Below are 22,333 nucleotides of genomic sequence, written 5' to 3'. Positions count from 1 at the left end.
GCCGAACGCGGGCCGGGGACAAGCAGAACGGCGTGGGCAAAGGCGTTACGCGCTTTCTTCCGCAGCCGCAGACATATTCACTTTGTTCGCGGCAATCACGAACGGCAGGTAGATAAGCGTCGCAACCGCCAGACACAGCACGCCAACAAACAGCGCCATCCAGTTACCGCCGGTGCCGAAGAAGGCTATCAGCGGGCCCGGCGTCGTCCACGGTACCGCGTAGGCAATCGGCGGGATAATCTCCAGCGTGATAAAGAAGTAGCCAATCAGCGCGTTCACAAACGGCACCAGGATAAACGGAATTACCAGAATCGGGTTCAGCACGATCGGCAGACCAAACATGACCGGCTCGTTGATATTGAACAGCCCCGGCACAAAGGCCATTTTCGCCTGGTCACGGTAATCTTTACGGCGAGAGGCTATAAAAATGGCCAGCAGCAGGCCCAGCGTCATCCCCGAACCACCGCAGTTAGCGAAAGCATCGTTGATGCCGGTCCAGGTGATCGGGTACGGCGCACCCCAGGTCGAGCCGTGAGAGACGGCGTATGACAGATTTTCCAGATTCGCTTCCGAGAAAATCGTTTCGCGAATCGCGGCTACGGTATTTGGCCCGTGAATACCCAGAATCCACAGGAAGTTGGCCACCAGCCCCAGAATCAGCACGGTGAAGATGTTAGTTCCCATATCCTTCAGCGGTGCCTGGATCAGGGTGTAGATCAGATCGTTCAGCCCGTTCGGCGAAATTTTGGACAGCAGGAAGTTCAGCACCGAGAAGAAGATCATCACGAAGAAGATCGGCAGCAGCACCTTGAAAGAGCGCGCAACCGCCGGCGGCACCGCCGCTGGCATGTTGATCGTCACCTTCGGATTGCGCGCCAGTCGACAGAAAATTTCGCTCGACAGCAGCGCCACGATCACCGCCACAAACAGCCCCTGCGGCCCCAGATATTTGGTGGTCAGGTAGGCCTGGCCATCGATAATCACATAGGGGGTATACACCACAAAGAATGCGCCAATCGCCGTCAGGCCGCACAGCAGGTCGTCCTGCTGATAGCTGATCGCCATATTGCGCGCCACAAGGAAGGTAATCAGCACAGCCATAATATTGACCGAACCATTCATCACTGGCGTAAATATTTGCTGGGCATCGGCAAGATTAGGAAACAGCGTGCCAAGGTGTAATATACTGGCAATAAAACCGTCCGGCGACAGGATGGCAAAGTTGATAAGAATAATCAGCGAACTGGCCATCACAATCGGGAATGATAAAATAAATGCATCGCGAATGGCCGAAACGTGTATCTGAGAATTCAATTTAATCGCTACAGGAACGAGGATTTTTTCCATCCCTCGTTCAAATGAATTCATAAACCCCATAATGGTCCCTTAATTTTTTGGAAAAGTTAATTTGAATTATTAATGGAATAACCGTAGCGCCTGTTCTAAAACGGCCTTACCGTCCATCTGGCCGTAGCTTTTCATATCAATAACCGCAACCGGCATTTTCCCCTGAGCAATCGCTTCGATTTCCCGCTGTTGAAAACGGACCTGCGGGCCTAATAAAACCACGTCAACTTCCTGCTTTTTTATCTGCTCTTTGGCTTCGGAAATCGCCAGCGCATAAATCGTCGCGGTAATATTTTCCGCCTCCGCATGTTCACGCATTTTTTTTACCAGCATACTGGTCGACATCCCTGCTGCGCATACCAATAATATATTCTTCATCCAACGTCCTTTTTTAAAACCAAGCCTTAATTGACGATCACTTTAATAATTGTTAATTTCCGTAACCTGTATTCCGATCACAGTTACCTACGCCCAAGATGTTCAATAATCGTGAGATACATGAACGTGTTTAGCAAAAATCATGGAAATAGATTGATAACTATTTGTTTAAAAAGGATTTAAGGAGGTTCAAAAGTGGTATACCAGAACGTCATCAACCTGCTAAAAAACAGATTAAATAGCGCGAGCTACAATATTGGCGATCTTCTGCCGTCGGAAAAAGAGCTGGCAGAATTATATGGTGTATCGCGTAATACCTTACGCAAGGCGCTCAAAGCGCTGGAAGAGGAAGGGATGATTGAGCGACGACACGGCTCGGGCACCTATTTACGTAACAAGCACTTTCAGGCCTCAGTAACCCATCTCGACAGCTTTACCGAAATCGCCCGCAACGAAGGCAAAACCCCGACCAGCCAGATTCTCAAATTCGAGCTCCAGCGCGCCTCTGACGACATCGCGACCCACCTGCGGGTCGGCCACGGTGAGCCGGTGTATTATGCCAGGCGGCTACGTTTTATCGACAATATTGCCATGCAGATGGAAGAGACCTGGCTGTCCGCCAGCCGTTTCCCGGACCTGACGATTGCCCATATGAAAAACTCGAAATTCTCGTACCTCGAGAATGAATGCGGCGTGAAGATCCTCGGCTGCTATGAATCTATCCAGCCGATACTGCCATCAGCCGAGGTGGCAAAGCTGTTGCACATCAGCACACTAGACCCGATTATTCGCATGCAAACCCAGGCAGTAGACGAGCAGCAACACCCTATTGATTACTCGATTCTCTACACTAATATGTTCGAATTTCAGGTGAAGTATTTTCTGCCGCGTAAAGCGGCGACCGGCCCACGGGAAATGCGGGCCGATCAATAACCGCTATTTACGGAACGACCAAAGCGTCACGACAATCCCCAGCACGGCGGAAATAGCCCCGCCGAGGAACACCGACGGATAGCCGAACGAGGTGGCCAGCATCCCCGCCAGCGGCCCGGAAACGCCGAGCGCAATATCCTGGAAAGCCGCATAGCCGCCGAGCGCCGTTCCACGCACCTGCTGCGGCACGCGCTTGACCACTTCCACGCCCAGCGCCGGGAAAATAAGCGAACAGCCCGCACCGGTCAGCGCCGCGCCGGCCAGCGCAAACCACGCATCGGGCGCCTGCCACAGCAGCAGCAGTCCCACGGCCTCCACCAGCAGCGAGCCAACGGCGACCTTTACGCCGCCCAGGCGATCGGGCATCCAGCCAAACAGAATACGCACCAGCACGAACGTGCCGCCGAATGCCGTCAGCGTGAAACCTGCCATCGACCAGCCTTTGCTCATAAAGTAGAGCGACACGAAGGTACCAATCACCGCGAAGCCCACGCCCTGCAGCGCCAGCCCCACACCGGCCTTCCAGATAAGTCCAATAACGCTGAACAGCGACGGACGTTCGCCCGCCAGCGCCGCGACCTTGCGCACCGAGCCGTTAAACGCCCAGGCCAACAGCGGCAGCATCATCGTCACCCCAGCCAACACCGCAAAACCGTAGCGGTTGTTGATATACAGCCCAAGTGGTGCCCCTGCGGCCAGCGCGCCAAATATCGCCATTCCGTTCCAGGACATCACCTTACCGGACTGCTTTGGCCCCACCAGCCCCATCCCCCATGTCAGGGTACCGGTTAACAACTGGCTTTCACCAAAACCCAGGATCAAGCGCCCGACGATCAGCAGGCCAAATTTGACCATCGCATCCACCGGCAGCAGCGCCGCACCAAGCCAGGCGGCCCCGGCAAACGCGCAGGCGGCCATCCCCTGCAGCGCCGAGCGTTTACCGCCATACTGATCAGCCAATCGTCCGGCGTAGCCACGCGTCAGAACGGTAGCAAAGAACTGAATGCCCACGGCAATGCCCACCATCGTGTTGCCGTAGCCCAATTCCTGATGCACAAATAGCGGAATGACCGGCAGCGGAATGCCGACGGTGAGATAGGTCAGAAACACCGCAAACGCGATGCGAAATAACGACCCGTTCGAAGAAGATGTTGGTTCACTTTGAGTTACTGCTGTCATGCTTTACTCCAGAATGCTGAGTAAGGCGAGGTGCTGTAGCCACGCCCCCTCTACCTGATCATCAGGATTAAGGTGCGTTGGTTGACGTTGAACGCTTACGCATTATCGTGATGATAATGTTGAGCCGCGAGTTTGCCTGTTCTTTCCGTCCGTTGTCAACGCATAAAAAAAAGGAGCCCCGGGGGCTCCTTTTTCCATTCAATGTGAAATTACAGCTTACGCATCACCAGGGTGGCGTTGGTGCCGCCGAAGCCAAAGCTGTTGGACATGACGGTAGTCAGTTCACGCTCGGTCGGTTCGGTCACGATGTTCAGACCAGCGGCCTGCTCGTCCATCTCATCGATGTTAATGCTTGGCGCGATAAAGCCGTGTTCCAGCATCAGCAGAGAGTAGATAGCTTCCTGTACGCCAGCGGCGCCCAGAGAGTGGCCGGTCATGGCTTTGGTTGCAGAAATTGCCGGGCTGTTGTCGCCAAACACTTCCTGAATAGCGCCCAGTTCTTTCACGTCACCTACCGGGGTAGAAGTGCCGTGGGAGTTCAGGTAGTCGATTGGGGTATCAACGCCGTGCATTGCCATCTTCATGCAGCGCACTGCACCTTCACCGGATGGAGCAACCATATCTGCGCCATCGGAGGTTGCACCGTAGCCAACGATTTCTGCATAGATATGCGCACCGCGCGCCAGCGCGTGTTCCAGTTCTTCAACCACAACCATACCGCCGCCGCCAGCGATGATGAAACCATCACGGTGTGCGTCATAGGTACGGGATGCTTTTTCTGGCGTGTCGTTGTATTTGGTGGACAGTGCGCCCATCGCGTCGAACTCACAGGCCATTTCCCAGCCCAGCTCTTCGCCGCCGCCAGCAAAAACGATGTCCTGTTTGCCCAGCTGAATCTGTTCAACCGCGTTGCCGATGCAGTGTGCGGAGGTTGCACACGCGGAGCTGATGGAGTAGTTCACACCGTGAATTTTGAACGGCGTTGCCAGGCACGCGGAAACCGCAGAGCCCATCGCTTTGGTTACCACATACGGGCCAACCGCTTTCAGGCCACGCGGGCTACGCATGGCGTCTGCACCGAATACCTGCGCTTTCGAAGAGCCGCCGGAACCGGCAATCAGGCCCACACGCGGGTTGTTCTGGTAATCTTCTGCCTTCAGGCCGGAGTCTTCAACCGCCTGCTGCATAGAGAGATAAGCGTAGATAGAGGCATCGTTCATGAAACGGACCACTTTGCGATCGATAAGACCCGTGGTGTCCAGTTTGACGTTACCCCATACGTGGCTACGCATACCAGAATCTTTGAACTCTTGAGAGAAAGTGATCCCCGAGCGTCCTTCACGCAGGGATGCCAGGACTTCCTGCTGGTTGCTACCGATGCTGGAAACGATACCCAGGCCAGTAATCACTGCACGTTTCATTCAATACCTCTGTAAGTCATCACTATTTTAAAGTTTCGAGTCGCAAGATAGCGTACACTTGTACGCCGAACAAGTCCGATCAGCAATTTTATGCAGAAATTTGCGCCTGCGGGCACGCATCGTTAAGATCGGCAGACTCCTTGCCGCGCGAGTAACTTACGTGAAACATAACGCCATACAATCCGCCAACCTCGAATTTAACAGTGAGGGTACACCTGTTTCCCGAGATTTTGACGACGTCTATTTCTCCAACGACAACGGTCTGGAAGAGACCCGCTACGTTTTCCTCGGCGGTAACCAGATAGAGGTACGTTTCCCCCAACATCCGCATCCGCTTTTTGTGGTAGCGGAAAGCGGCTTTGGCACCGGCCTCAATTTCCTGACGCTGTGGCAGGCCTTCGACGCATTCCGCCGTCAGCATCCCGATGCTACGCTACAAAGATTACATTTCGTCAGTTTTGAAAAGTACCCACTGAAAGCCGAAGACCTGCGTCTGGCCCACCAGCACTGGCCAGAACTGGCAACCTGGGCCGAGCAGCTTCAGGCGCAGTGGCCTCTGCCGCTGGCGGGCTGTCACCGCCTGTTGCTTGATGACGGTCGCGTGACGCTGGATCTGTGGTTCGGCGACATCAATGCGCTCACGGATACCCTCGACGACAGCTTTAACCAGCAGGTTGACGCTTGGTTCCTCGACGGCTTTGCGCCATCGAAAAACCCGGACATGTGGACGCCGACGCTGTTTGCCGCCATGGCGCGTACCGCGCGGCCGGGCGGCACGCTCGCGACCTTTACCTCCGCAGGCTTTGTGCGTCGCGGGCTACAGGAAGCGGGCTTTACTATGCGTAAAAGCAAAGGCTTTGGGCGCAAGCGTGAAATGCTGATCGGTGAAATGCGTGAGCCGCTGCCGAATGCTGCGCGCGCGCCGTGGTTTGCCCGCACCGGCAGCCAAGTACGCGAAGCCACTATTATCGGCGGCGGCATCGCCAGCGCCCTGCTCTCGCTGGCGCTGTTGCGCCGCGGCTGGTCGGTCACGCTGTATTGCGCAGACGATGAGCCGGCTCAGGGAGCCTCCGGCAATCGCCAGGGCGCGCTTTATCCACTGCTGAGCGCGCATGATGCCGCGCTGGCGCAGTTCTTCCCGGCGGCGTTTCTGTATGCTCGCCGGCTGTACGATGCGCTGCCAGTGGCTTTCGATCATCAGTGGTGCGGCGTCACGCAACTGGGGTGGGATGAAAAAAGCGCGCAGAAAATTGCCCAAATGCTGACGCTCGACCTTCCCGCCGATATCGCGCGAGCGGTCAGCGCGCAGGCCGTGCGGGACAGCATCGGCCTGGAGACCGGCTGCGGAGGCATTCAGTATCCGCTCGGCGGCTGGCTTTGCCCGGCTCAGCTCACCGCTGGCGCTTTGGCGCTGGCCCGCCAGCAGGGGCTTAACGCCCACTTTGGCAAAACGCTCAGCGCATTGGCCCGTGAGGAATCCGGCTGGCAGCTGACGTTTAGCGACGGACAAACGGCCACCGCCCCCTGCGTGGTGCTGGCAAACGGTCACAATATCAATCAATTTACGCAAACCGAGACGCTTCCGGTGTACGCCGTCGGCGGCCAAGTGAGCCATATCCCAACCAGCGACAGCCTGGCGAAACTGAACCAGGTCTTGTGCTATGACGGCTACCTGACCCCGCAGAACCCGCAGAATCAGCAGCACTGCATTGGCGCCAGCTATCATCGCGGAGCGCGAGAAATGGCATTTAATGCTGAAGACCAGCAGCATAATCGTCAGCGCTTGATTGACTGCTTCCCGCAGGAAACATGGCCGCTGGAGGTCGACGTTAGCGCTAACGACGCCCGCTGTGGCGTTCGCTGTGCCACGCGCGATCATCTGCCGATGGTCGGTAACGTGCCGGACTACGCCGCCACGCTCGCTGAATATGCCACGCTGCACGAAAGTCCGGAAACGGCGATTTCGGCCCCGGTGTATCCTGAGCTGTTTATGCTGGGGGGGCTGGGGTCGCGCGGGCTGTGTACTGCGCCGTTAAGCGCCGAAGTGCTGGCAGCACAGATGAGCAATGAACCGCTGCCGCTTGACGCGACTACGCTGGCGGGGCTCAATCCAAACCGATTATGGGTGCGAAAACTGCTGAAGGGAAAAGCGGTAAAATAACGCAGAACGTTTGCCCGGCAGCGATACCGGGCAAATGCGCTTAGCGGGCGGCCTGCTGGTACAGGTTGTCCCACATGGCTTTGACCAGCGCCTGGTCGCGCGGCGTCAGTTCACCGGCACCAATCGCCGTTTCCAGGCTCTGCGTCACGTTGCGATACAGGGCATCGGCAGAATGCGCTTCGCTTTCTTCAAGCTCGGCAACCGCCAGCGTCAGGTGGCCGCGCAGATAACCGCTGGCAAACAGCTCATCATCGCTGGCGTGCTCCACCATCTCATCAATTAACGCCAGAATGCGTGCTTCAAACTCCGCGATCATCTTCTTTCCTCTTTCTGTAACATGGCTTAGAGATCCTCAGGCCATGGGAAGTGTTCCGCCGTTAGGGTCGGCGTCTGATAATAATCTTGTAATGCCTTGATAAATTTTGCCGGACGCGGCGGGATGCCCTCTTTCAGATAGGTCATGACCTGCGCATGCACGCGTCGCTGAAACACGATGCGGTCCGGCTCGAAATCGCCTTCCAGGTTGTCGCAGCTGACGTTAAACCGAAAGCCCGCCGCCACGCAAAACAGCCAGTCAAACGCCTGCGGTTTCACTTCGACGTCTTCAAACTGCCCTTGAGTCTCGGCGTCGCGCCCGTCCGGACAGTACCAGTAGCCAAAATCGACCTGCTCGCGGCGCGCCTTCCCGGCGATGCACCAGTGGGAAATTTCGTGCAGCGCGCTGGCAAAAAAGCCGTGGGCGAAAACGATACGGTTGTAAGGAACCTCGTCGTCTGCCGGAAGATAGATGGGTTCATCATCGCCTTTAATCAGACGAGTATTAAACTCATCGGCGAAGCAGCTATCAAAGAGCGTTACCAGCTGCTGGTAATCATGCGTTTTGGTCATTAATGCATCCCTAACCACTGAAGGATTTCCTGTCCATGGCTGTCATAGAGCAGCTTGGCGCTCATCACCGCGGAGACCACGACGATCATCGGGCGGATCAGCGCTTGCCCCTTACTCAACACTAAGCGCGAGCCCATGCGCGCGCCAAAAAACTGGCCAATCATCATCACAAAGCCGGTCGCCCAGATAACTTTGCCGCCAATGATAAACAGCAAAAGACCACCGACGTTCGAGGTCGCGTTCAACACCTTGGCGTGCGCGGTGGATTTGGCAAGGTTAAAGCCCATCAACGTCACAAACGCCAGCGCATAAAACGAACCCGCACCGGGGCCGAAGAAGCCATCGTAAAAGCCTACGCAGCCGCCAGCAACCAGCGCAAACGGCAGGCCGTACAGACGGCGCTGACGATCGGCTTCACCCAGCTTTGGCATCAGCAGAAAGTAAAGACCAATGCTGATAACCAGAATGGGCAGGATCTGGCGCAGAATATCGGACTGCACGTGCTGCACCAGCAGCGCACCGGTCATTGAGCCAATGAAGGTCATCAGGATATTCAGCTTCTGATCGGCCAGATTCACCACTTTGCGGCGCACAAAATAGAGCGATGCGGAGAGTGAGCCGCCGCAGGCCTGTAATTTGTTGGTTGCCAGCGCCTGCGCGGGCGGCATGCCCGCTGCCATCAGCGCCGGGACGGTCAGCAAACCGCCGCCGCCGGCCAGTGAATCAATAAAGCCAGCCAGAATGGCAATAAAGAACAGCGCCACCAGCATGAGCGGCTCGACCATAAATAACGCGGAAAAACTGTCCATCAGAGTACGTGTTCATCCAGTAGCGCCTGGCAGGAAGGCGGCAACGGTGGAGGCGTCTTCTTCACAGGTTTGGTGGTGCCAGGTTTTGGCGGTTCGAACCAGCTTTGCAGCTCAGCGCCGCAGCCGTCACCCGCAGGCGGCGGCGCCTGCTCTTCACATTCTAAGCTGTTAGCCGGGCACTTCAGCCGCACGTGCATATGCGCACGGTGCTGGAACCACGGGCGCACTTTATGCAACCAGTCGCGATCGTTGCCCGCTTCCAGGCACAGCTGCTGCTTGATGGCCGGGTTGACGAAAATTCGCGTCACGTCGCGGTCTTCCGCCGCCAGCTTAATCAGTTGGCCAATTTCCGGTTTCCACAGCGTCGGCACGACGCGCTTGCCGTCGGCGCTCACCAAATCCAGCGCCTGCGGTTTCAGCAGCTGTGCTGAACTCCAGCGCGTCTTCGGGAGCTGCAGGAAAATATCGACATCCAGACCACTCTGGTGGCTGGCGTGTCCGCCGTTAAAGCGCCCGCCTGCGGGCATACCCATATCGCCAATCAGCATCGTGCCCATACCCAGCTGCTGCACCTGGCCGCCAAGCCGCTGGATAAACTGCACCAGATCCGGGTGGCCAAAATAACGGCGCTGATCGGTACGCATCACCTGGTAGGTGTCAGACTGGAGCGGCAGCGCCTGCGCGCCGACGATACAGCCGTTGGCAAATGCCCCGATAGACTGGGCGCTGCCGGCGATAGGCTGAGTGATTTTCTGCCACGGCGTTGCCGCCAGCGAGGTGCCGCTGGCAAGCAGAGCCAGCAGCGCTATAACGGTTTTTTTCATGTTTACCAGCGTGGAATTGACGTTGTCACATCGGCGTTCTGCGCCCGTTGGCGCATAAAATGATCCATCAGGACAATAGCCAGCATCGCTTCGGCGATCGGCACAGCGCGGATGCCAACACAAGGATCGTGGCGACCTTTGGTGATCATCTCAACTTCCTCGCCAAAGCGGTCGATCGTCTTACCCGGCACGGTGATACTTGATGTCGGTTTCAGCGCAATATTGGCCACAATCTGTTGGCCGCTGCTGATGCCGCCCAAAATACCGCCCGCGTGGTTGCTCTGGAAACCGGCTTTGGTGATTTCATCGCGGTTTTCACTGCCGCGCAGTTTCACCACCTCAAAGCCATCGCCAATCTCTACGCCTTTTACCGCGTTGATGCTCATCAGCGCATGGGCAATATCGGCGTCCAGGCGATCGAATACCGGTTCACCGAGACCCGGCGGGACGCCATCAGCCACGACGGTGACTTTAGCGCCAATTGAGTCGCCTTCTTTTTTGAGGCCGCGCATCAGCTCATCTAAGGCCTCAATTTTGTCCGGATCCGGGCAGAAGAACGGGTTTTGTTCAACCTGATCCCAGTCCTTAATCGCCAGCGGAATGTCGCCCATCTGAGTCAGACAGCCGCGAATAACGATACCAAACTTCTCGGCAAGGAATTTCTTGGCGATCGCCCCGGCGGCCACGCGCATCGCCGTTTCACGCGCAGAAGAACGCCCACCGCCGCGATAGTCGCGCAGCCCATATTTCTGCTCGTAGGTGTAGTCGGCATGCCCCGGGCGGAAAACGTCTTTAATCGCGCCGTAATCCTGAGAGCGCTGATCGGTGTTTTCAATCAGCAGGCCAATACTGGTGCCGGTGGTCACGCCTTCAAAGACACCGGAGAGGATTTTCACCTGATCCGGCTCGCGGCGTTGCGTGGTGTAGCGCGATGTCCCCGGGCGACGACGATCGAGGTCGTGCTGAAGATCGGCTTCGGTTAACGGAATGCCGGGCGGCACGCCGTCAACGATGCAGCCCAGCGCCAGGCCGTGCGACTCGCCAAAGGTGGTTACGCGAAAGAGTTGTCCAATTGTATTTCCTGCCATCACGACTCCGTTATCGTTGTTCTGCGTTATTGCGTGCTGGATAAATCAGTCTTTGTACTGCGCGAAATGATGCTGCGCGGCTTCAAGCTGCGCTTTAGTCAGCATAAAGACGCCGTCACCGCCGTTGTCAAACTCGAGCCAGGTGAACGGGACATCCGGATATTGGTCCATCAGATGTACCATGCTGTTACCCACTTCACAAATCAGAATGCCGTCGTCGGTGAGATAATCCGGCGCGCAGCCTAAGATACGACGGGTCAGGTGCAGGCCGTCCGAGCCGGAAGCCAGGCCCAGCTCCGGTTCATGGCGATACTCCGACGGCAGGTCAGACATATCTTCTTCATCAACGTAAGGCGGGTTGGTCACGATCAGATCGTATTGCAGCTGCGGCGCGTCACGGAACAGATCGGAGCGAATCGGCGTGACATGATGAATCATACCGTGCTCTTCGATGTTGTATTCGGTGACGGCCAGCGCGTCCACCGAAACATCAATCGCGTCGACTTCCGCTTCCGGGAAGGCATAGGCGCAGGCGATAGCAATGCAGCCGCTGCCGGTGCACATATCGAGAATATGCTGTGGACGATGATTAATCAGGCCGGCGAAGCGATTGTTAATCAGCTCACCAATCGGCGAACGCGGCACCAGAACGCGATCGTCAACGTAGAATTCGTGACCGCAGAACCAGGCTTTGTTCGTCAGGTAGGCGACCGGGATACGCTCGTTGACGCGGCGAATAACGCGCTCAACGATCAGCTGTTTTTCGCTGGTGGTCAGACGCGCATTGCGCATATCTTCCGGAATATCCAGCGGTAAATACAGGGTCGGCAGAACCAGTTGAACGGCCTCGTCCCACGGGTTGTCGGTGCCGTGCCCGTACCAGATTTCGGCCGCGCTAAAGCGGCTTACCGCCCAGCGCAGCATGTCCTGAATGGTGTGCAGCTCATTGACTGCTTCTTCAACAAAAATCTTATCCACGTTGTCCTCCAGGGCATGCGTCGGGGTAAATTCGGCGGCTAGTTTGCCATGAAGACGGCGATAAATCAGCATTCTTGCGTAGGGCGCGGGGAAAAAAGCGTTTTCGCTGCAGGAAGCACGCTGAAAAGGTAAACTAGGGGAAAAGGCGAATTTGAGAAGAATTGATGAAAAACAAAAACTCACTGAGCGAGGAGGATCAGGCACTCTTCCAGCAGCTGATGACCGGCACGCGTAAAATCAAGCAGGATACGATCGTTCATCGCCCGCAGCGTAAGAAAATCAGCGAAGTGCCACCAAAGCGGCTATTGCAGGAACAGGCGGACAATAGCCACTACTTTTCCGATGAGTTCCAGCCGTTGCTCAACACCAACGGTCCGGTGAAATACGTGCGCCAGGACGTCAGTCATTTTGAGCTGAAGAAGCTGCGCCGCGGCGACTACTCGCCGGAGCTGTTCCTCGATCTGCATGGGTTAACCCAAACGCAGGCCAAACAAGAGCTGGGCGCGCTGATTGCCGCCTGCCGCCGGGAGCATGTGTTCTGCGCCTGCGTCATGCACGGCCACGGTAAGCACATTCTCAAACAGCAAACGCCGCTCTGGCTGGCGCAGCACCCGCACGTTATGGCGTTCCATCAGGCATCGAAAGAGTACGGCGGTGACGCCGCGCTGCTGGTGCTGATTGAAGTGGAAGAGTGGCTGCCGCCGGAGCTGCCGTAAGACGCGATGTCGGCCGGATAAAGCAACGTCGCTATGCGGCGTTCTGCGCCCGGTTGCCTGATGGCGCTACGCTTATAAGGCCTACAGGCATCAGACCAACGGGGAGTCAGGCATTACCCGGCCAGTTAGCCGGGTAATCAGCGGTTAGATCGCTTTCGCCATTTTCAGATTGCACGGGCTCATTTGCCAGTTCAGGACGCCCTGTCCGTTTGCGTCGAGGGTGACGCAGGCAATGGCTGAGGTCGTGAACATCGGCGGGACTTCGCCAGGACACAGTTCGGCGACCAGATAACCGACCAGCGGCAGGTGGGAAATCACCAGTACCGATGATGTGCCTTCGTTCGCCAGAGCCTGGAGATAGGCGCTAACCAGACCGATATCACCGCACGGCGTTAGCTCGGGCAGAACATCCACTTCTTTTGGTAGGTTCATGCACTCCCCTACCACTTCCAGCGTCTGCTCCGCACGCAGATAAGGGCTCACCAGAACGCGACCGATATCCACTTTTTGGTCTTTCAACCAGGTTGCCATCTGACGAGATTCATCACAACCACAGCCGGTGAGAGGACGAACCGAGTCACTGGCTGCATCGAGGGCAGCGTCGCCGTGACGCATAATAAACACTTGCATATTGCACCGCTTTTGTTAACCAGAAGCACCAGCGTCACCCCGAAGGTGACGCGGTAGCCGGGCATTGTGCCTTATCCATTCACTGAATGAAACGCTGATTTTTACCTTACTGGCGTAAGTATAGTCAACATCTGTTTACAAAATAGCCAGAAACCTTGCGATTCATCAGGGTTCACTGACTTTGACATCAGCGCGTGGAATCCGTTTCATCACCAGGCCAAAAGGTCTCCCCGCGTTCCGCACGCTGCATCAGCGCATCGCACGGCATAAAGCGTGGGCCATACTGGCTGGCCAATCGTTGCAGTCGGGCAACCACTTCACCCGCCCCCAGTGAATCCATATAGCGGAGCGGGCCACCGAGGAACGGTGGGAAACCAATGCCAAATACTGCCCCAATGTCGCCGTCGCGCGCGCTGCGGACAATGTTCTCATCCACGCAGCGTGCCGCTTCGTTGAGCATCAGCATCACGCAGCGTTCGGCAATGTGTTCGGCCGAGCAGCGGGCGTTACGCGCCGACATGCCCGGCAAAGCGTAAACGGCAGTATCAACTTGTTTCTTGCTTGTACGCCCTTTTGCGGCATAAAGATAGAAACCCCGGCCATTTTTTCTGCCTTTGCGATCGTCATTCAAAATTGCCTGAATCAGCGTTGCAGGCGCGCTAAAACGTTCCCCGTAGGCCGCTTCCAGCACCGGAAGAATTTTGGTGCCGGTATCAATGCCTACTTCATCCAGCAACTGAATCGGCCCGACCGGGAATCCAAATTTAACCAACGCATTATCAATATGTTCCACGCGCTCGCCGTCGACCAGCATGCGCATGGCTTCGGCAATGTACGGCGCCAGAATGCGGTTAACGTAAAAACCGGCTTTATCCGCGACCACAATCGGCGTTTTTCCCTGTTTCTTCGCGAGCTTCACGGTAGTGGCAATCGTCTGCTCTGACGTGCCCACATGGGGGATAACCTCCACCAGCGGCATTTTTTCAACCGGGCTGAAAAAATGCAGACCGATCACCTGCTCAGGCCGCTGCGCATGGGCAGCAATATCGCCAATGGGCAAAGAAGAGGTATTAGACGCAAAAATGGTGTGCGGCGCGCAGTACTGTTCAATTTCGCCAACCATTTTTTGTTTGAGCGCAAGATCTTCAAATACCGCTTCAATCACCAGATCGCGATGAGCAAACCCTCGGTAGTCGGTACTGCCGGAAATCAACGCCAGCTGCGCATCTCGCTCGGCGGGTTTCATGTGACGACGGCGCACCTTTTGCTCCAGCTGATCCCAGCTGTACTTCAGCGCATGGTTAATACCGTTGGCGTTAATATCTTTGATTCGCACCGGTAGCTTACCTTTAATCGCCGTCACATAGGCAATACCACCGCCCATCAGGCCGCCGCCTAATACGCCGACCGAACGCAGCGGGCCTGCCTCAACGCGAGCGCCGGGATCCTTTTTAATATCGGTGCTGGCAAAGAAAATGCTGCGCAGTGCGCGCGACTGCGGCGTCATCGCCAGTTCGCCAAAGGCACGGGCTTCGGCTTCGTAGCCGCTGCTGGCGCCATGGGCCAGACCGGTTTCAATAACCTGCAAAATTTTATCCGCCGCCGGATAGTTGCCCTGCGTTTTCTGTGCCGTTTTCTTTGCCGCCATGCTGAACAGCAGGTGACGACCCAGTGGCCCCGCCAGAATACGCTCGCGCACCGGCAGGCGGCGATGTTCATGGCGCGCTTTACGCACATATTCAGCGGCGGCGTCCAGCAGAATCGAGTGCGGAACCACTTCATCCACCAGCCCTGCTTTCAAGGCCTGACGGGCGCGCAGCTGTTTTCCGGTCAGGATCATGTCCAGCGCAGTACTGACGCCAATCAGGCGCGGCAAACGCTGAGTACCGCCCGATCCCGGCAGCAGGCCGAGCTGAACTTCCGGCAGGCCGAGCACCGTACGGCTGTCGTCGGAGCAGATGCGCGCATGGCAGGCCAGCGCCAGCTCCAGGCCGCCGCCAAGGCAGGCACCGTGGATGGCCGCGACCACCGGGACTGATAGCCCCTGAATTTCCGCCATCACCTGTTGCCCCTGACGCGCCAGCGATTCGGCTTCCTGCGCGCTTTTGCAGCGACCAATCATGTTAATGTCGGCCCCGGCGATAAAGTTATCGGGCTTCGCAGAGATAAACACCACGCCCTGCAGCGCTTTGTTATCGCGAATTTGCCGGAGGATAGCGCGCACCTGGCCGCCAAACTCGGCTTTCAGGGTGTTCATCTTTTCATCAGGCACATCAATCGTCACCACCGCCACGTTGTCCGGGCGCACGGTAAAGGTAAATGCGGATTTCATCGCTTCCATTATTCAGCCTCCAGTACCATCGCTGCACCTAATCCTCCCGCCGCACAGGCGGTCACCAGCCCAAAGCCGCCGCCGCGACGGCGCAGTTCATGGAGCGTTTGGGTTATCATGCGCGCACCGGTTGCGGCAAACGGATGGCCGTAGGCGATAGATCCCCCCAGCACGTTGAATTTGCTCTCCTCCACTTCGCCGGTGGCCTGGCTGCGGCCCAGCACCTCGCGAGCGAATTTATCGCTCGCCAGACATTGAATATTGGCCAGCGTCTGCGCGGCAAATGCTTCATGCATATCGATAAGCGTCAGGTCGGCGAACGTTAGCCCGGCGCGATCGAGCGCCAGCGGCGTTGACCAGGCCGGGCCCAGCAGCATGTCCTGCCAGACGTCAATGGCGGTAAAGGCGTAGCTACGCAGATAGCCCAGCGGCGTCAGCCCCAGTTCTTTGGCGCGGGATTCGGTCATCAAGATAACCGCCGCTGCACCGTCGGTCAGCGGCGTACTGTTAGCCGCCGTAACGGTGCCGTGCTGACGGTCAAATGCCGGACGCAGTTTGGCGTAGTCCGCCAGCGTAGAGTTCGCGCGGATATTGTTGTCCTGCTCAAGTGGATTACGGTACGGCGGCGCGTAGGCCGTCATCACCTCGTCGTTCAATTTGCCCGCCGCCCAGGCCTGAGCCGCCAGCAGATGCGAGCGGTTTGCCAGCGCATCCTGCTGTTCGCGCGTAATACCGTAGGTTTTTGCCATCTGCTCGGCGGTGTCCCCCATGCGCAGCCCAGTAGAATACTCGGCTACCGCTGGCGGCACCGGCATCAGGTCGCGCAGACGCAGACGGGAAAAGAGCTTCAGCTTTTGCCCCAGCGTGCGGGCTTTGTTGGCATCCACCAGGGTACGCGCCAGCTTTTTGCTGACGCCAATCGGCAGTACGGAAGAGGAGTCGGCGCCGCCGGCGATGCCCGCACGAATCGTGCCTGCCATCAGACTTTCGGCGACGTTAGCAACGGCCTGGAAACTGGTGGCGCAGGCGCGGCTGACGCTGTACGCGTCAGTATGCACGTTCATGCCAGTACCCAGCACAATTTCACGGGCAATGTTGGGGGCGGCCGGCATCTGGACCACCTGACCGAACACCAGTTGTTCAATTAACTCGGGGGGAATTTCGCTACGTGCCAGCATTTCGCCCACCACCATTTTACCTAAATCAACGGCGGGAACGCCGTGATAGGCGGTAGCCTGACGGGCAAACGGGGTACGTAACCCACTGACAATAGCAATGCGATCGCCCTGGCGGGTGATAAGCGGTAACGCCTGACTCATAACTCTCCCCTGTTATCGGAAATCGACCAAGTGGTCTGACCTGATAACATTCTTAACTAATTTTTTACACTTAGCCAATCGGAGAGAGGAAAAATTGCGAGCTAAAACACACTGAGCGATAAAGAAAACGCCCCCGCAGCGTGAGCAACGAGGGCGTGAGCAGAAAGGTCATTCGCCTGGGGCGATTAACGCAGGCCCAGCTGGAAAATCAGGGTTTCGGCTTCACAAGCGAAGACAAAGTCGATATCCAGCTGCACGCCGCCTTCAACGTCTTTGAAGTTTGCGGTAATTTTGCACGGCTCGGACTCAACGCCGCGCGCTTTTTCCGTCAGCGCTGCCAGGGTTTCTTCTGCATCAGCGCGGTTAGCAAAAACGCGGCTGTAAGATGCGGTGCAGTCGGAGTTGTCCATGATGGTACCAACGTCCATGCAGCAGCAAACCGGGGTTTCATCAGCACTACATTTACTCATTGTAGATTTCCTCTGTTTTGCGCACTCAAGGTGCCAGATAAACGATGTGCTTATTTTACGCCCGCCCGTTGCACGCCTCCAGTCGATAATGTGACGAAAGCCGATAAGTGACCGAAATCACAATTAAAAATGATCTAAAACAAATTTCTCACTTCTCCGCCTTTGACCATCCCCGCATTTTTGCCAACCAGATCTCGTTTCAAACAACATCTTAGAAAAAATTAATAAACAATATTGCAACATACCAGCTGGTCAGACCTATACTCTCGTCACTGGTCTGATTTCTCTGTCGTAGTCCAGCCCCTACACTTCGCGCTTCTGTTACTACATGTAACATTGTTTGTATAAAAATAACTCAATGAGGTTATGGTCATGAGCCAGAAAACCCGTTACACGAAGTCTGCTCTTGCTGTCGCAGTGGCACTTGTTTCAACCCAAGCCTGGTCAGCGGGCTTCCAGCTTAATGAATTTTCGTCTTCTGGTCTGGGCCGTGCCTATTCTGGTGAAGGCGCTATCGCCGACGATGCGGGCAACGCCAGCCGTAACCCGGCGCTGATTATGATGTTCGATCGCCCTGCATTTTCTGCCGGTGCGGTTTACATCGATCCTGACGTCAATATTACCGGCAAGTCTCCGGCCACCGGCCGCAGTACCGATGCCGATAACATTGCACCGACCGCGTGGGTTCCTAACGCGCACTTTGTCATGCCGATTAACGAACAGTTTGGTTGGGGTGCGTCTGTTACCTCCAACTACGGCCTGGCAACGGAATTCAACAATAACTACGCGGCCGGCATGTACGGCGGTAAAACCGACCTGCAGACCGTTAACCTGAACCTGAGCGGCGCATACCGTCTGAGCAGCAACTGGAGCTTCGGCCTGGGCTTTGACGCCGTCTATGCGAAAGCCAAAATTGAGCGTTATGCTGGCGAAACCAGCCTGATGTTCCCTGGCGCGACCGGGAAAGCGGTCGGCATTACCGGCGCTGACTCGCAGGTTGCGCATCTGAAAGGCGATGAGTGGGGCTATGGCTGGAACGCGGGTATCCTGTACGAACTGGATAAAAACAACCGTTGGGGCCTGACCTACCGCTCTGAAGTCAAAATTGACTTCGACGGCGACTACAAGAGCTCCATCACCACCCGCGGTAACCAGCTCTTCGCCGCTCGCGGCATTACCGGTCTGCCTTACGGCACCGACGGCAGAACCATCGGCGGTTCTCTGACGCTGAACCTGCCAGAAATGTGGGAAATTTCCGGTTATAACCGCATCGCGCCACAGTGGGCTATCCACTACAGCATGGCTTACACCAGCTGGAGTCAATTCCAGGAGCTGAAAGCCACCGGTTCTAACGGTCAGGAACTGTTCTATAAAGACGAGAGCTTTAAAGACGCCTACCGTATCGCACTGGGTACGACCTATTACTACGACAAGAACTGGACCTTCCGTACCGGTATTGCGTTTGATGATAGCCCGGTTCCGGCCAACCATCGCTCAATCTCCATTCCGGACCAGGACCGTTTCTGGCTGAGCGCCGGTACCACCTATGCGTTTAACGACGATGCTTCCATCGACGTGGGCGCTTCTTACATGCACGGCCAGAGCGTTACCGTGCAGGAAGGCAACTACACCTTCAAATCTGAAGGTAAAGCCTGGCTGTTCGGTACCAACTTCAACTATCGCTTCTGATAGCTTGTCGGCAATAAAAAGGGGGGAACATCGGTTCCCCCCTTTTTATTGCCATCGATTCGTTACTCAGAATCGATATCTTTTAAATCGTCCTGAATCGCCTGCGCGTTCGGGTTTTCCGCTGGCTTCAGCTTGCCGCCGTTGGCGATAAAGTCGTGCTGCTGGAAGTAGGCTTCACGCACCATAATGTACGGATCGGAAGACTGACGCAGCAGGCCATCGGAGTCGAGGAGCTGCGCGCGCGTTTCCACCCCTTCGACCATCCACTTGCCGATAGACATCGGCCAGGTCAGCCATGAGAGCACTGGATAGGTCGTATCGACCATATCGCCGCCGTCGTCACGCAGCGTAAAGCTGCCGTAGAACGGAAGCTGCAGATACGGGCCATAGCCTACGCCGTAGCTCCCCAGCGTACTGCCGAAACGGTGCGGTTGAACACGCTGCAGTTTCGGGTTTGCAATACCGGCAACATCAATAAAGCCGCCCATACCGAGAAGGGTGTTCAGGAAGAATCGGGTGAAGTGGACCATCCCCTGGTACGGGTCGCCCTGCAGGAAGGAGTTGACCATGATGGCAGGCTCTTCCAGGTTACTGGTGAAGTTACCCAGGCCATTACGCGCCGGCTGCGGAACATAGTCGCGCCACGCCACGGCCACCGGACGCACAACGTACGGATCCAGCACATTAAAGTTGAAGCTGTACATGGTACGGTTAAAACCTTCAAACGGGTCAGAGCGCCCCTGCTGTTCAGTACTGGAACTTGCACAGCCCACCAGCAGTGTTGTTCCGAGCGCAAGCGCCGACAGGCGAAGCTTCATAAATATCTCCCTGGTGATTATGGCCATCACTGATTGCCATCCATGACGGAACCTGGTCGTGTCCGCCTGTTTAGGTGTAAGTGATTGTAACAGCACGCCGACAATGTCTGTATAGCCAATTTCGTTGATCTGATCATAGCCTGGTAAACACCACACTGCGGCGCCTATATTCTAACGGCCCCAAAAAAACAAATATTACCATTTTTGCACTTTCAGAATATATCTACCTCACCGCCTACCGATAGCCGCTACGCTTTAGCGATACCCTTCTTTTTCAGGATCGCCATGATGGATGACCTCAAAGTAGAAAGCGAAGAAAAGCTGAGCGGAGAAAAAATCGAAGTGGATGAGGAACGCCTTCCCTCCCGCGCCATGGCGATTCATGAGCACATTCGTCAGGAAGGCGAAAAAGAGCTGGAGCGTGATGCCATGGCGCTGCTGTGGTCGGCCATTGCCGCCGGTTTGTCGATGGGCGCATCGCTGCTGGCAAAGGGGATTTTCCACGTTGAACTGACGGGCGTGCCGGGCGGTTTTTTACTCGAGAACCTCGGCTATACCTTCGGCTTTATTATCGTAATTATGGCGCGCCAGCAGTTGTTTACCGAAAACACTGTTACCGCCGTATTGCCGGTGATGCAAAACCTGACAATGGGCAATATCGGCCTGCTGCTGCGCCTTTGGGGCGTGGTGCTGCTCGGCAACCTTATTGGTACCGCCGTCGCCGCGTGGGCATTTGAATATATGCCCATATTTAATGAAGAGACGCGCGATGCTTTTATCAAGATTGGCCTGGATGTCATGAAAAACAGCCCGACGGAAATGTTTGCTAATGCGATTATTTCCGGCTGGCTCATTGCCACAATGGTATGGATGTTCCCGGCCGCCGGCGCGGCTAAAATCGTGGTGATTATCCTGATGACCTGGCTTATCGCGCTCGGCGATACCACCCACATAGTGGTCGGTTCCGTAGAAATACTCTATCTGGTATTCAACGGTACACTGCACTGGAGCGACTTTTTCTGGCCTTTCGCCCTCCCCACGCTGGCGGGCAATATCGTTGGCGGCACGTTTATCTTTGCTCTCATGAGCCACGCGCAAATTCGCAACGACATGAGCACCAAACGCAAGCAAGAGGCGCGGTTACGGTCGATGCATGACGCCAAAGAACACAAACATGAGGAAAAACAGCACTAAATGGCGACTGTTTAACCAGTCAGGCGGCACCGCACTTACCCCAGCGGGCAAAAAACGCTATACTCGTGCCGCTTCGTCCCCTTAGTTAAATGGATATAACGAGCCCCTCCTAAGGGCTAGTTGCAGGTTCGATTCCTGCAGGGGACACCATCGCCCCTCTTCAAAAATCCGCCGATCTGCGCAATGAATATCCAACTCAATCCACAAAAGCGCCGATTCGCCTTTGTGCCTGAACGCTGTTAGCGATGTGCGATTACCCAATCTCAGGCAAACAGCGTTCCACGCCATAGCATATATAGAGAAAAAGAAGGAAGGATGGCGGGACGTGGGAGAGATCGGCGGCAACACGGTTAATCGCTGCGCAATGCGGTATGACGATGAGGCCGGTATGCCCTAAAAATGAGAGATTACCGCCAGTGCCTGGCCAATACGTTCGGCAGCACGGAAATGCCCAGGCTCTGCGCGGTTATCCAGCCCATCCGCCAACGTCAGGCGGCGGTCAGGACACCGATGAGCAATCTGAACAATAGATAAAAATATCCTCATTAATATCATCAACCCTTCCGGTATCGGCACTTAATATCTGGTCAATATGAAATCGGTCGCTATTGTGAGAGGCTTTATGTCGGGAGCTTATCAGGGCAAATTCTTTATACTTGTTGATGATGATAAAGCTTCGTTTGCCTTTGTGGCTTTCAGGGAAAATTTCCCCATCAACCCCATTTTTTAAAAGATATGCAACATTATTAGCGCCAACGGGCAACGGCGTGATATCGCATTGAATTTTATCATTATCGTTGCCAATCAACCGTCTCGTTTTTTCCGCGAGAATAAAATCAATTGTTATTTTTGTTACACGATTTAATGAAAGATGATGAATAGCCATATGTCAAACCCTCTCCAGTGAGGCACCGTAAGAGTATATACCTGTTGATATAAAATACCTATTTCTCGTCAGATATCACCGGCCAACAAGGCACTACCTGAAATTAATAGGCACTAATTAAGACATAGTGAAAACGAATTTCCTGTATGTCGTAAAATGTGGCCGCATCTATTTAACACGTCTCAAACAAGTATTTATATTTTCATACAAAAGCGTTGCCATAAAAACGCAGGACCAGGGATCAACGCCTATCCCATCGCCTTTACCCGCTGC

The 22,333-nt window shown here is 55.6% G+C and carries 21 protein-coding genes and 1 tRNA gene; 6 read left to right on the top strand and 16 right to left on the bottom strand.

Annotated elements, in window-relative coordinates; translation table 11 throughout:
- Nucleotides 1-45: 45 nt before the first annotated feature.
- Entirely contained in the window at nt 46-1,377 is a 1,332-nt protein-coding gene (locus V6942_RS16665; protein WP_333501512.1) for a PTS sugar transporter subunit IIC, read from the bottom strand.
- A gap of 39 nt (nt 1,378-1,416) precedes the next feature.
- On the bottom strand, nt 1,417-1,725 hold the full coding sequence (locus V6942_RS16660; protein ID WP_106924235.1) for a PTS sugar transporter subunit IIB: 309 nt from the start codon (nt 1,723-1,725) through the stop codon (nt 1,417-1,419).
- A gap of 195 nt (nt 1,726-1,920) precedes the next feature.
- Here V6942_RS16660 and V6942_RS16655 point away from each other — a divergent pair, with 195 nt between their 5' ends.
- A complete protein-coding gene (locus tag V6942_RS16655) occupies nt 1,921-2,658 on the top strand; it encodes a GntR family transcriptional regulator (RefSeq protein ID WP_106924234.1) in 738 nt (245 codons plus the stop codon).
- A 3-nt stretch (nt 2,659-2,661) separates the two neighbouring features.
- Here V6942_RS16655 and V6942_RS16650 read toward each other — a convergent pair whose 3' ends face one another.
- Both V6942_RS16650 and fabB read right to left on the bottom strand, forming a co-directional pair.
- Entirely contained in the window at nt 2,662-3,837 is a 1,176-nt protein-coding gene (locus tag V6942_RS16650) for an MFS transporter (protein WP_106924233.1), read from the bottom strand.
- Nucleotides 3,838-4,046: 209 nt separating this feature from the next.
- The gene (fabB, locus tag V6942_RS16645) at nt 4,047-5,258 is read right to left on the bottom strand and encodes a beta-ketoacyl-ACP synthase I (protein ID WP_035895077.1); all 1,212 of its coding nucleotides are present in this window, start codon (nt 5,256-5,258) and stop codon (nt 4,047-4,049) included.
- Between the two features lie 160 nt (nt 5,259-5,418).
- On the opposite strand from fabB, the gene mnmC reads away from it, so the two are divergent.
- Nucleotides 5,419-7,419, top strand: coding sequence for a bifunctional tRNA (5-methylaminomethyl-2-thiouridine)(34)-methyltransferase MnmD/FAD-dependent 5-carboxymethylaminomethyl-2-thiouridine(34) oxidoreductase MnmC (mnmC, locus tag V6942_RS16640; RefSeq protein WP_333501511.1), 2,001 nt, complete (start codon nt 5,419-5,421; stop codon nt 7,417-7,419).
- A gap of 40 nt (nt 7,420-7,459) precedes the next feature.
- Here the strand turns inward: mnmC and V6942_RS16635 are convergent, their stop codons facing one another.
- Genes V6942_RS16635 through prmB form a run of 6 tightly spaced genes read right to left on the bottom strand, consistent with a single transcriptional unit; the run spans nt 7,460 to nt 12,006 of the window.
- Nucleotides 7,460-7,735, bottom strand: a complete 276-nt coding sequence (locus V6942_RS16635) for a YfcL family protein (protein ID WP_106924231.1) — start codon at nt 7,733-7,735, stop codon at nt 7,460-7,462.
- Between the two features lie 26 nt (nt 7,736-7,761).
- A complete protein-coding gene (locus tag V6942_RS16630) occupies nt 7,762-8,307 on the bottom strand; it encodes an elongation factor P hydroxylase (protein ID WP_333501510.1) in 546 nt (181 codons plus the stop codon).
- Entirely contained in the window at nt 8,307-9,116 is an 810-nt protein-coding gene (locus tag V6942_RS16625; protein WP_106924229.1) for a sulfite exporter TauE/SafE family protein, read from the bottom strand. The genes V6942_RS16630 and V6942_RS16625 overlap by 1 nt, the downstream gene beginning before the upstream one ends.
- Nucleotides 9,116-9,940: a penicillin-insensitive murein endopeptidase gene (gene mepA, locus V6942_RS16620; RefSeq protein ID WP_106924228.1), complete on the bottom strand. Its 825-nt coding sequence runs from the start codon at nt 9,938-9,940 to the stop codon at nt 9,116-9,118. The genes V6942_RS16625 and mepA overlap by 1 nt, the downstream gene beginning before the upstream one ends.
- Nucleotides 9,941-9,942: 2 nt before the next feature.
- Nucleotides 9,943-11,028: a chorismate synthase gene (aroC, locus tag V6942_RS16615; RefSeq protein ID WP_106924227.1), complete on the bottom strand. Its 1,086-nt coding sequence runs from the start codon at nt 11,026-11,028 to the stop codon at nt 9,943-9,945.
- 45 nt (nt 11,029-11,073) lie between these two features.
- The gene (gene prmB / locus V6942_RS16610; protein WP_106924437.1) at nt 11,074-12,006 is read right to left on the bottom strand and encodes a 50S ribosomal protein L3 N(5)-glutamine methyltransferase; all 933 of its coding nucleotides are present in this window, start codon (nt 12,004-12,006) and stop codon (nt 11,074-11,076) included.
- A gap of 164 nt (nt 12,007-12,170) precedes the next feature.
- Here prmB and smrB point away from each other — a divergent pair, with 164 nt between their 5' ends.
- Nucleotides 12,171-12,722, top strand: coding sequence for an endonuclease SmrB (gene smrB, locus V6942_RS16605; protein ID WP_106924226.1), 552 nt, complete (start codon nt 12,171-12,173; stop codon nt 12,720-12,722).
- Nucleotides 12,723-12,866: 144 nt separating this feature from the next.
- Here smrB and sixA read toward each other — a convergent pair whose 3' ends face one another.
- From sixA to V6942_RS16585, 4 genes are all read right to left on the bottom strand, one after another.
- On the bottom strand, nt 12,867-13,352 hold the full coding sequence (gene sixA / locus V6942_RS16600) for a phosphohistidine phosphatase SixA (protein ID WP_106924225.1): 486 nt from the start codon (nt 13,350-13,352) through the stop codon (nt 12,867-12,869).
- Between the two features lie 187 nt (nt 13,353-13,539).
- Nucleotides 13,540-15,684, bottom strand: coding sequence for a fatty acid oxidation complex subunit alpha FadJ (gene fadJ / locus V6942_RS16595; RefSeq protein WP_420107853.1), 2,145 nt, complete (start codon nt 15,682-15,684; stop codon nt 13,540-13,542).
- A gap of 8 nt (nt 15,685-15,692) precedes the next feature.
- Nucleotides 15,693-17,003 carry an acetyl-CoA C-acyltransferase FadI gene (fadI, locus tag V6942_RS16590; RefSeq protein ID WP_333501508.1) on the bottom strand — a complete coding sequence of 437 codons (1,311 nt, stop codon included), beginning with the start codon at nt 17,001-17,003 and terminating at the stop codon, nt 15,693-15,695.
- 185 nt (nt 17,004-17,188) lie between these two features.
- A complete protein-coding gene (locus V6942_RS16585; RefSeq protein ID WP_106924222.1) occupies nt 17,189-17,473 on the bottom strand; it encodes a YfcZ/YiiS family protein in 285 nt (94 codons plus the stop codon).
- A 372-nt stretch (nt 17,474-17,845) separates the two neighbouring features.
- On the opposite strand from V6942_RS16585, the gene fadL reads away from it, so the two are divergent.
- A complete protein-coding gene (gene fadL, locus V6942_RS16580) occupies nt 17,846-19,162 on the top strand; it encodes a long-chain fatty acid transporter FadL (RefSeq protein WP_181357947.1) in 1,317 nt (438 codons plus the stop codon).
- Between the two features lie 62 nt (nt 19,163-19,224).
- Here fadL and mlaA read toward each other — a convergent pair whose 3' ends face one another.
- Nucleotides 19,225-19,980 carry a phospholipid-binding lipoprotein MlaA gene (gene mlaA / locus V6942_RS16575; protein WP_106924220.1) on the bottom strand — a complete coding sequence of 252 codons (756 nt, stop codon included), beginning with the start codon at nt 19,978-19,980 and terminating at the stop codon, nt 19,225-19,227.
- Nucleotides 19,981-20,265: 285 nt separating this feature from the next.
- Between mlaA and V6942_RS16570 the strand changes: the two genes are divergently transcribed.
- Together V6942_RS16570 and V6942_RS16565 are read left to right on the top strand one after the other, a co-directional pair.
- Nucleotides 20,266-21,174, top strand: coding sequence for a formate/nitrite transporter family protein (locus V6942_RS16570; protein WP_333501507.1), 909 nt, complete (start codon nt 20,266-20,268; stop codon nt 21,172-21,174).
- 75 nt (nt 21,175-21,249) lie between these two features.
- Nucleotides 21,250-21,324 (top strand) — tRNA-Arg (locus tag V6942_RS16565).
- 349 nt (nt 21,325-21,673) lie between these two features.
- On the opposite strand, the gene V6942_RS16560 is transcribed toward V6942_RS16565, so the two are convergent.
- Nucleotides 21,674-22,060, bottom strand: a complete 387-nt coding sequence (locus V6942_RS16560; RefSeq protein ID WP_106924218.1) for a hypothetical protein — start codon at nt 22,058-22,060, stop codon at nt 21,674-21,676.
- Nucleotides 22,061-22,333 lie beyond the last annotated feature (273 nt).

The organism is Kluyvera genomosp. 2 (genome assembly GCF_036759865.1).
In the GTDB taxonomy this organism is placed as follows: domain Bacteria; phylum Pseudomonadota; class Gammaproteobacteria; order Enterobacterales; family Enterobacteriaceae; genus Kluyvera; species Kluyvera ascorbata_B.
Note: the sequence above shows the minus strand (reverse complement) of the source record. Positions and strands in the feature narration are given on the sequence as shown.

Bases quoted from the DNA above. Each gene is read 5' to 3' on its own strand.
- V6942_RS16665 (WP_333501512.1), bottom strand. From the start codon at position 1,377: ATGGGGTTTATGAATTCATTTGAACGAGGGATGGAAAAAATCCTCGTT.
- V6942_RS16660 (WP_106924235.1), bottom strand. From the start codon at position 1,725: ATGAAGAATATATTATTGGTATGCGCAGCAGGGATGTCGACCAGTATG.
- V6942_RS16650 (WP_106924233.1), bottom strand. From the start codon at position 3,837: ATGACAGCAGTAACTCAAAGTGAACCAACATCTTCTTCGAACGGGTCG.
- fabB (WP_035895077.1), bottom strand. From the start codon at position 5,258: ATGAAACGTGCAGTGATTACTGGCCTGGGTATCGTTTCCAGCATCGGT.
- V6942_RS16635 (WP_106924231.1), bottom strand. From the start codon at position 7,735: ATGATCGCGGAGTTTGAAGCACGCATTCTGGCGTTAATTGATGAGATG.
- V6942_RS16630 (WP_333501510.1), bottom strand. From the start codon at position 8,307: ATGACCAAAACGCATGATTACCAGCAGCTGGTAACGCTCTTTGATAGC.
- V6942_RS16625 (WP_106924229.1), bottom strand. From the start codon at position 9,116: ATGGACAGTTTTTCCGCGTTATTTATGGTCGAGCCGCTCATGCTGGTG.
- mepA (WP_106924228.1), bottom strand. From the start codon at position 9,940: ATGAAAAAAACCGTTATAGCGCTGCTGGCTCTGCTTGCCAGCGGCACC.
- aroC (WP_106924227.1), bottom strand. From the start codon at position 11,028: ATGGCAGGAAATACAATTGGACAACTCTTTCGCGTAACCACCTTTGGC.
- smrB (WP_106924226.1), top strand. From the start codon at position 12,171: ATGAAAAACAAAAACTCACTGAGCGAGGAGGATCAGGCACTCTTCCAG.
- sixA (WP_106924225.1), bottom strand. From the start codon at position 13,352: ATGCAAGTGTTTATTATGCGTCACGGCGACGCTGCCCTCGATGCAGCC.
- fadJ (WP_420107853.1), bottom strand. From the start codon at position 15,684: ATGAAATCCGCATTTACCTTTACCGTGCGCCCGGACAACGTGGCGGTG.
- fadI (WP_333501508.1), bottom strand. From the start codon at position 17,003: ATGAGTCAGGCGTTACCGCTTATCACCCGCCAGGGCGATCGCATTGCT.
- V6942_RS16585 (WP_106924222.1), bottom strand. From the start codon at position 17,473: ATGAGTAAATGTAGTGCTGATGAAACCCCGGTTTGCTGCTGCATGGAC.
- fadL (WP_181357947.1), top strand. From the start codon at position 17,846: ATGAGCCAGAAAACCCGTTACACGAAGTCTGCTCTTGCTGTCGCAGTG.
- mlaA (WP_106924220.1), bottom strand. From the start codon at position 19,980: ATGAAGCTTCGCCTGTCGGCGCTTGCGCTCGGAACAACACTGCTGGTG.
- V6942_RS16570 (WP_333501507.1), top strand. From the start codon at position 20,266: ATGATGGATGACCTCAAAGTAGAAAGCGAAGAAAAGCTGAGCGGAGAA.
- V6942_RS16560 (WP_106924218.1), bottom strand. From the start codon at position 22,060: ATGGCTATTCATCATCTTTCATTAAATCGTGTAACAAAAATAACAATT.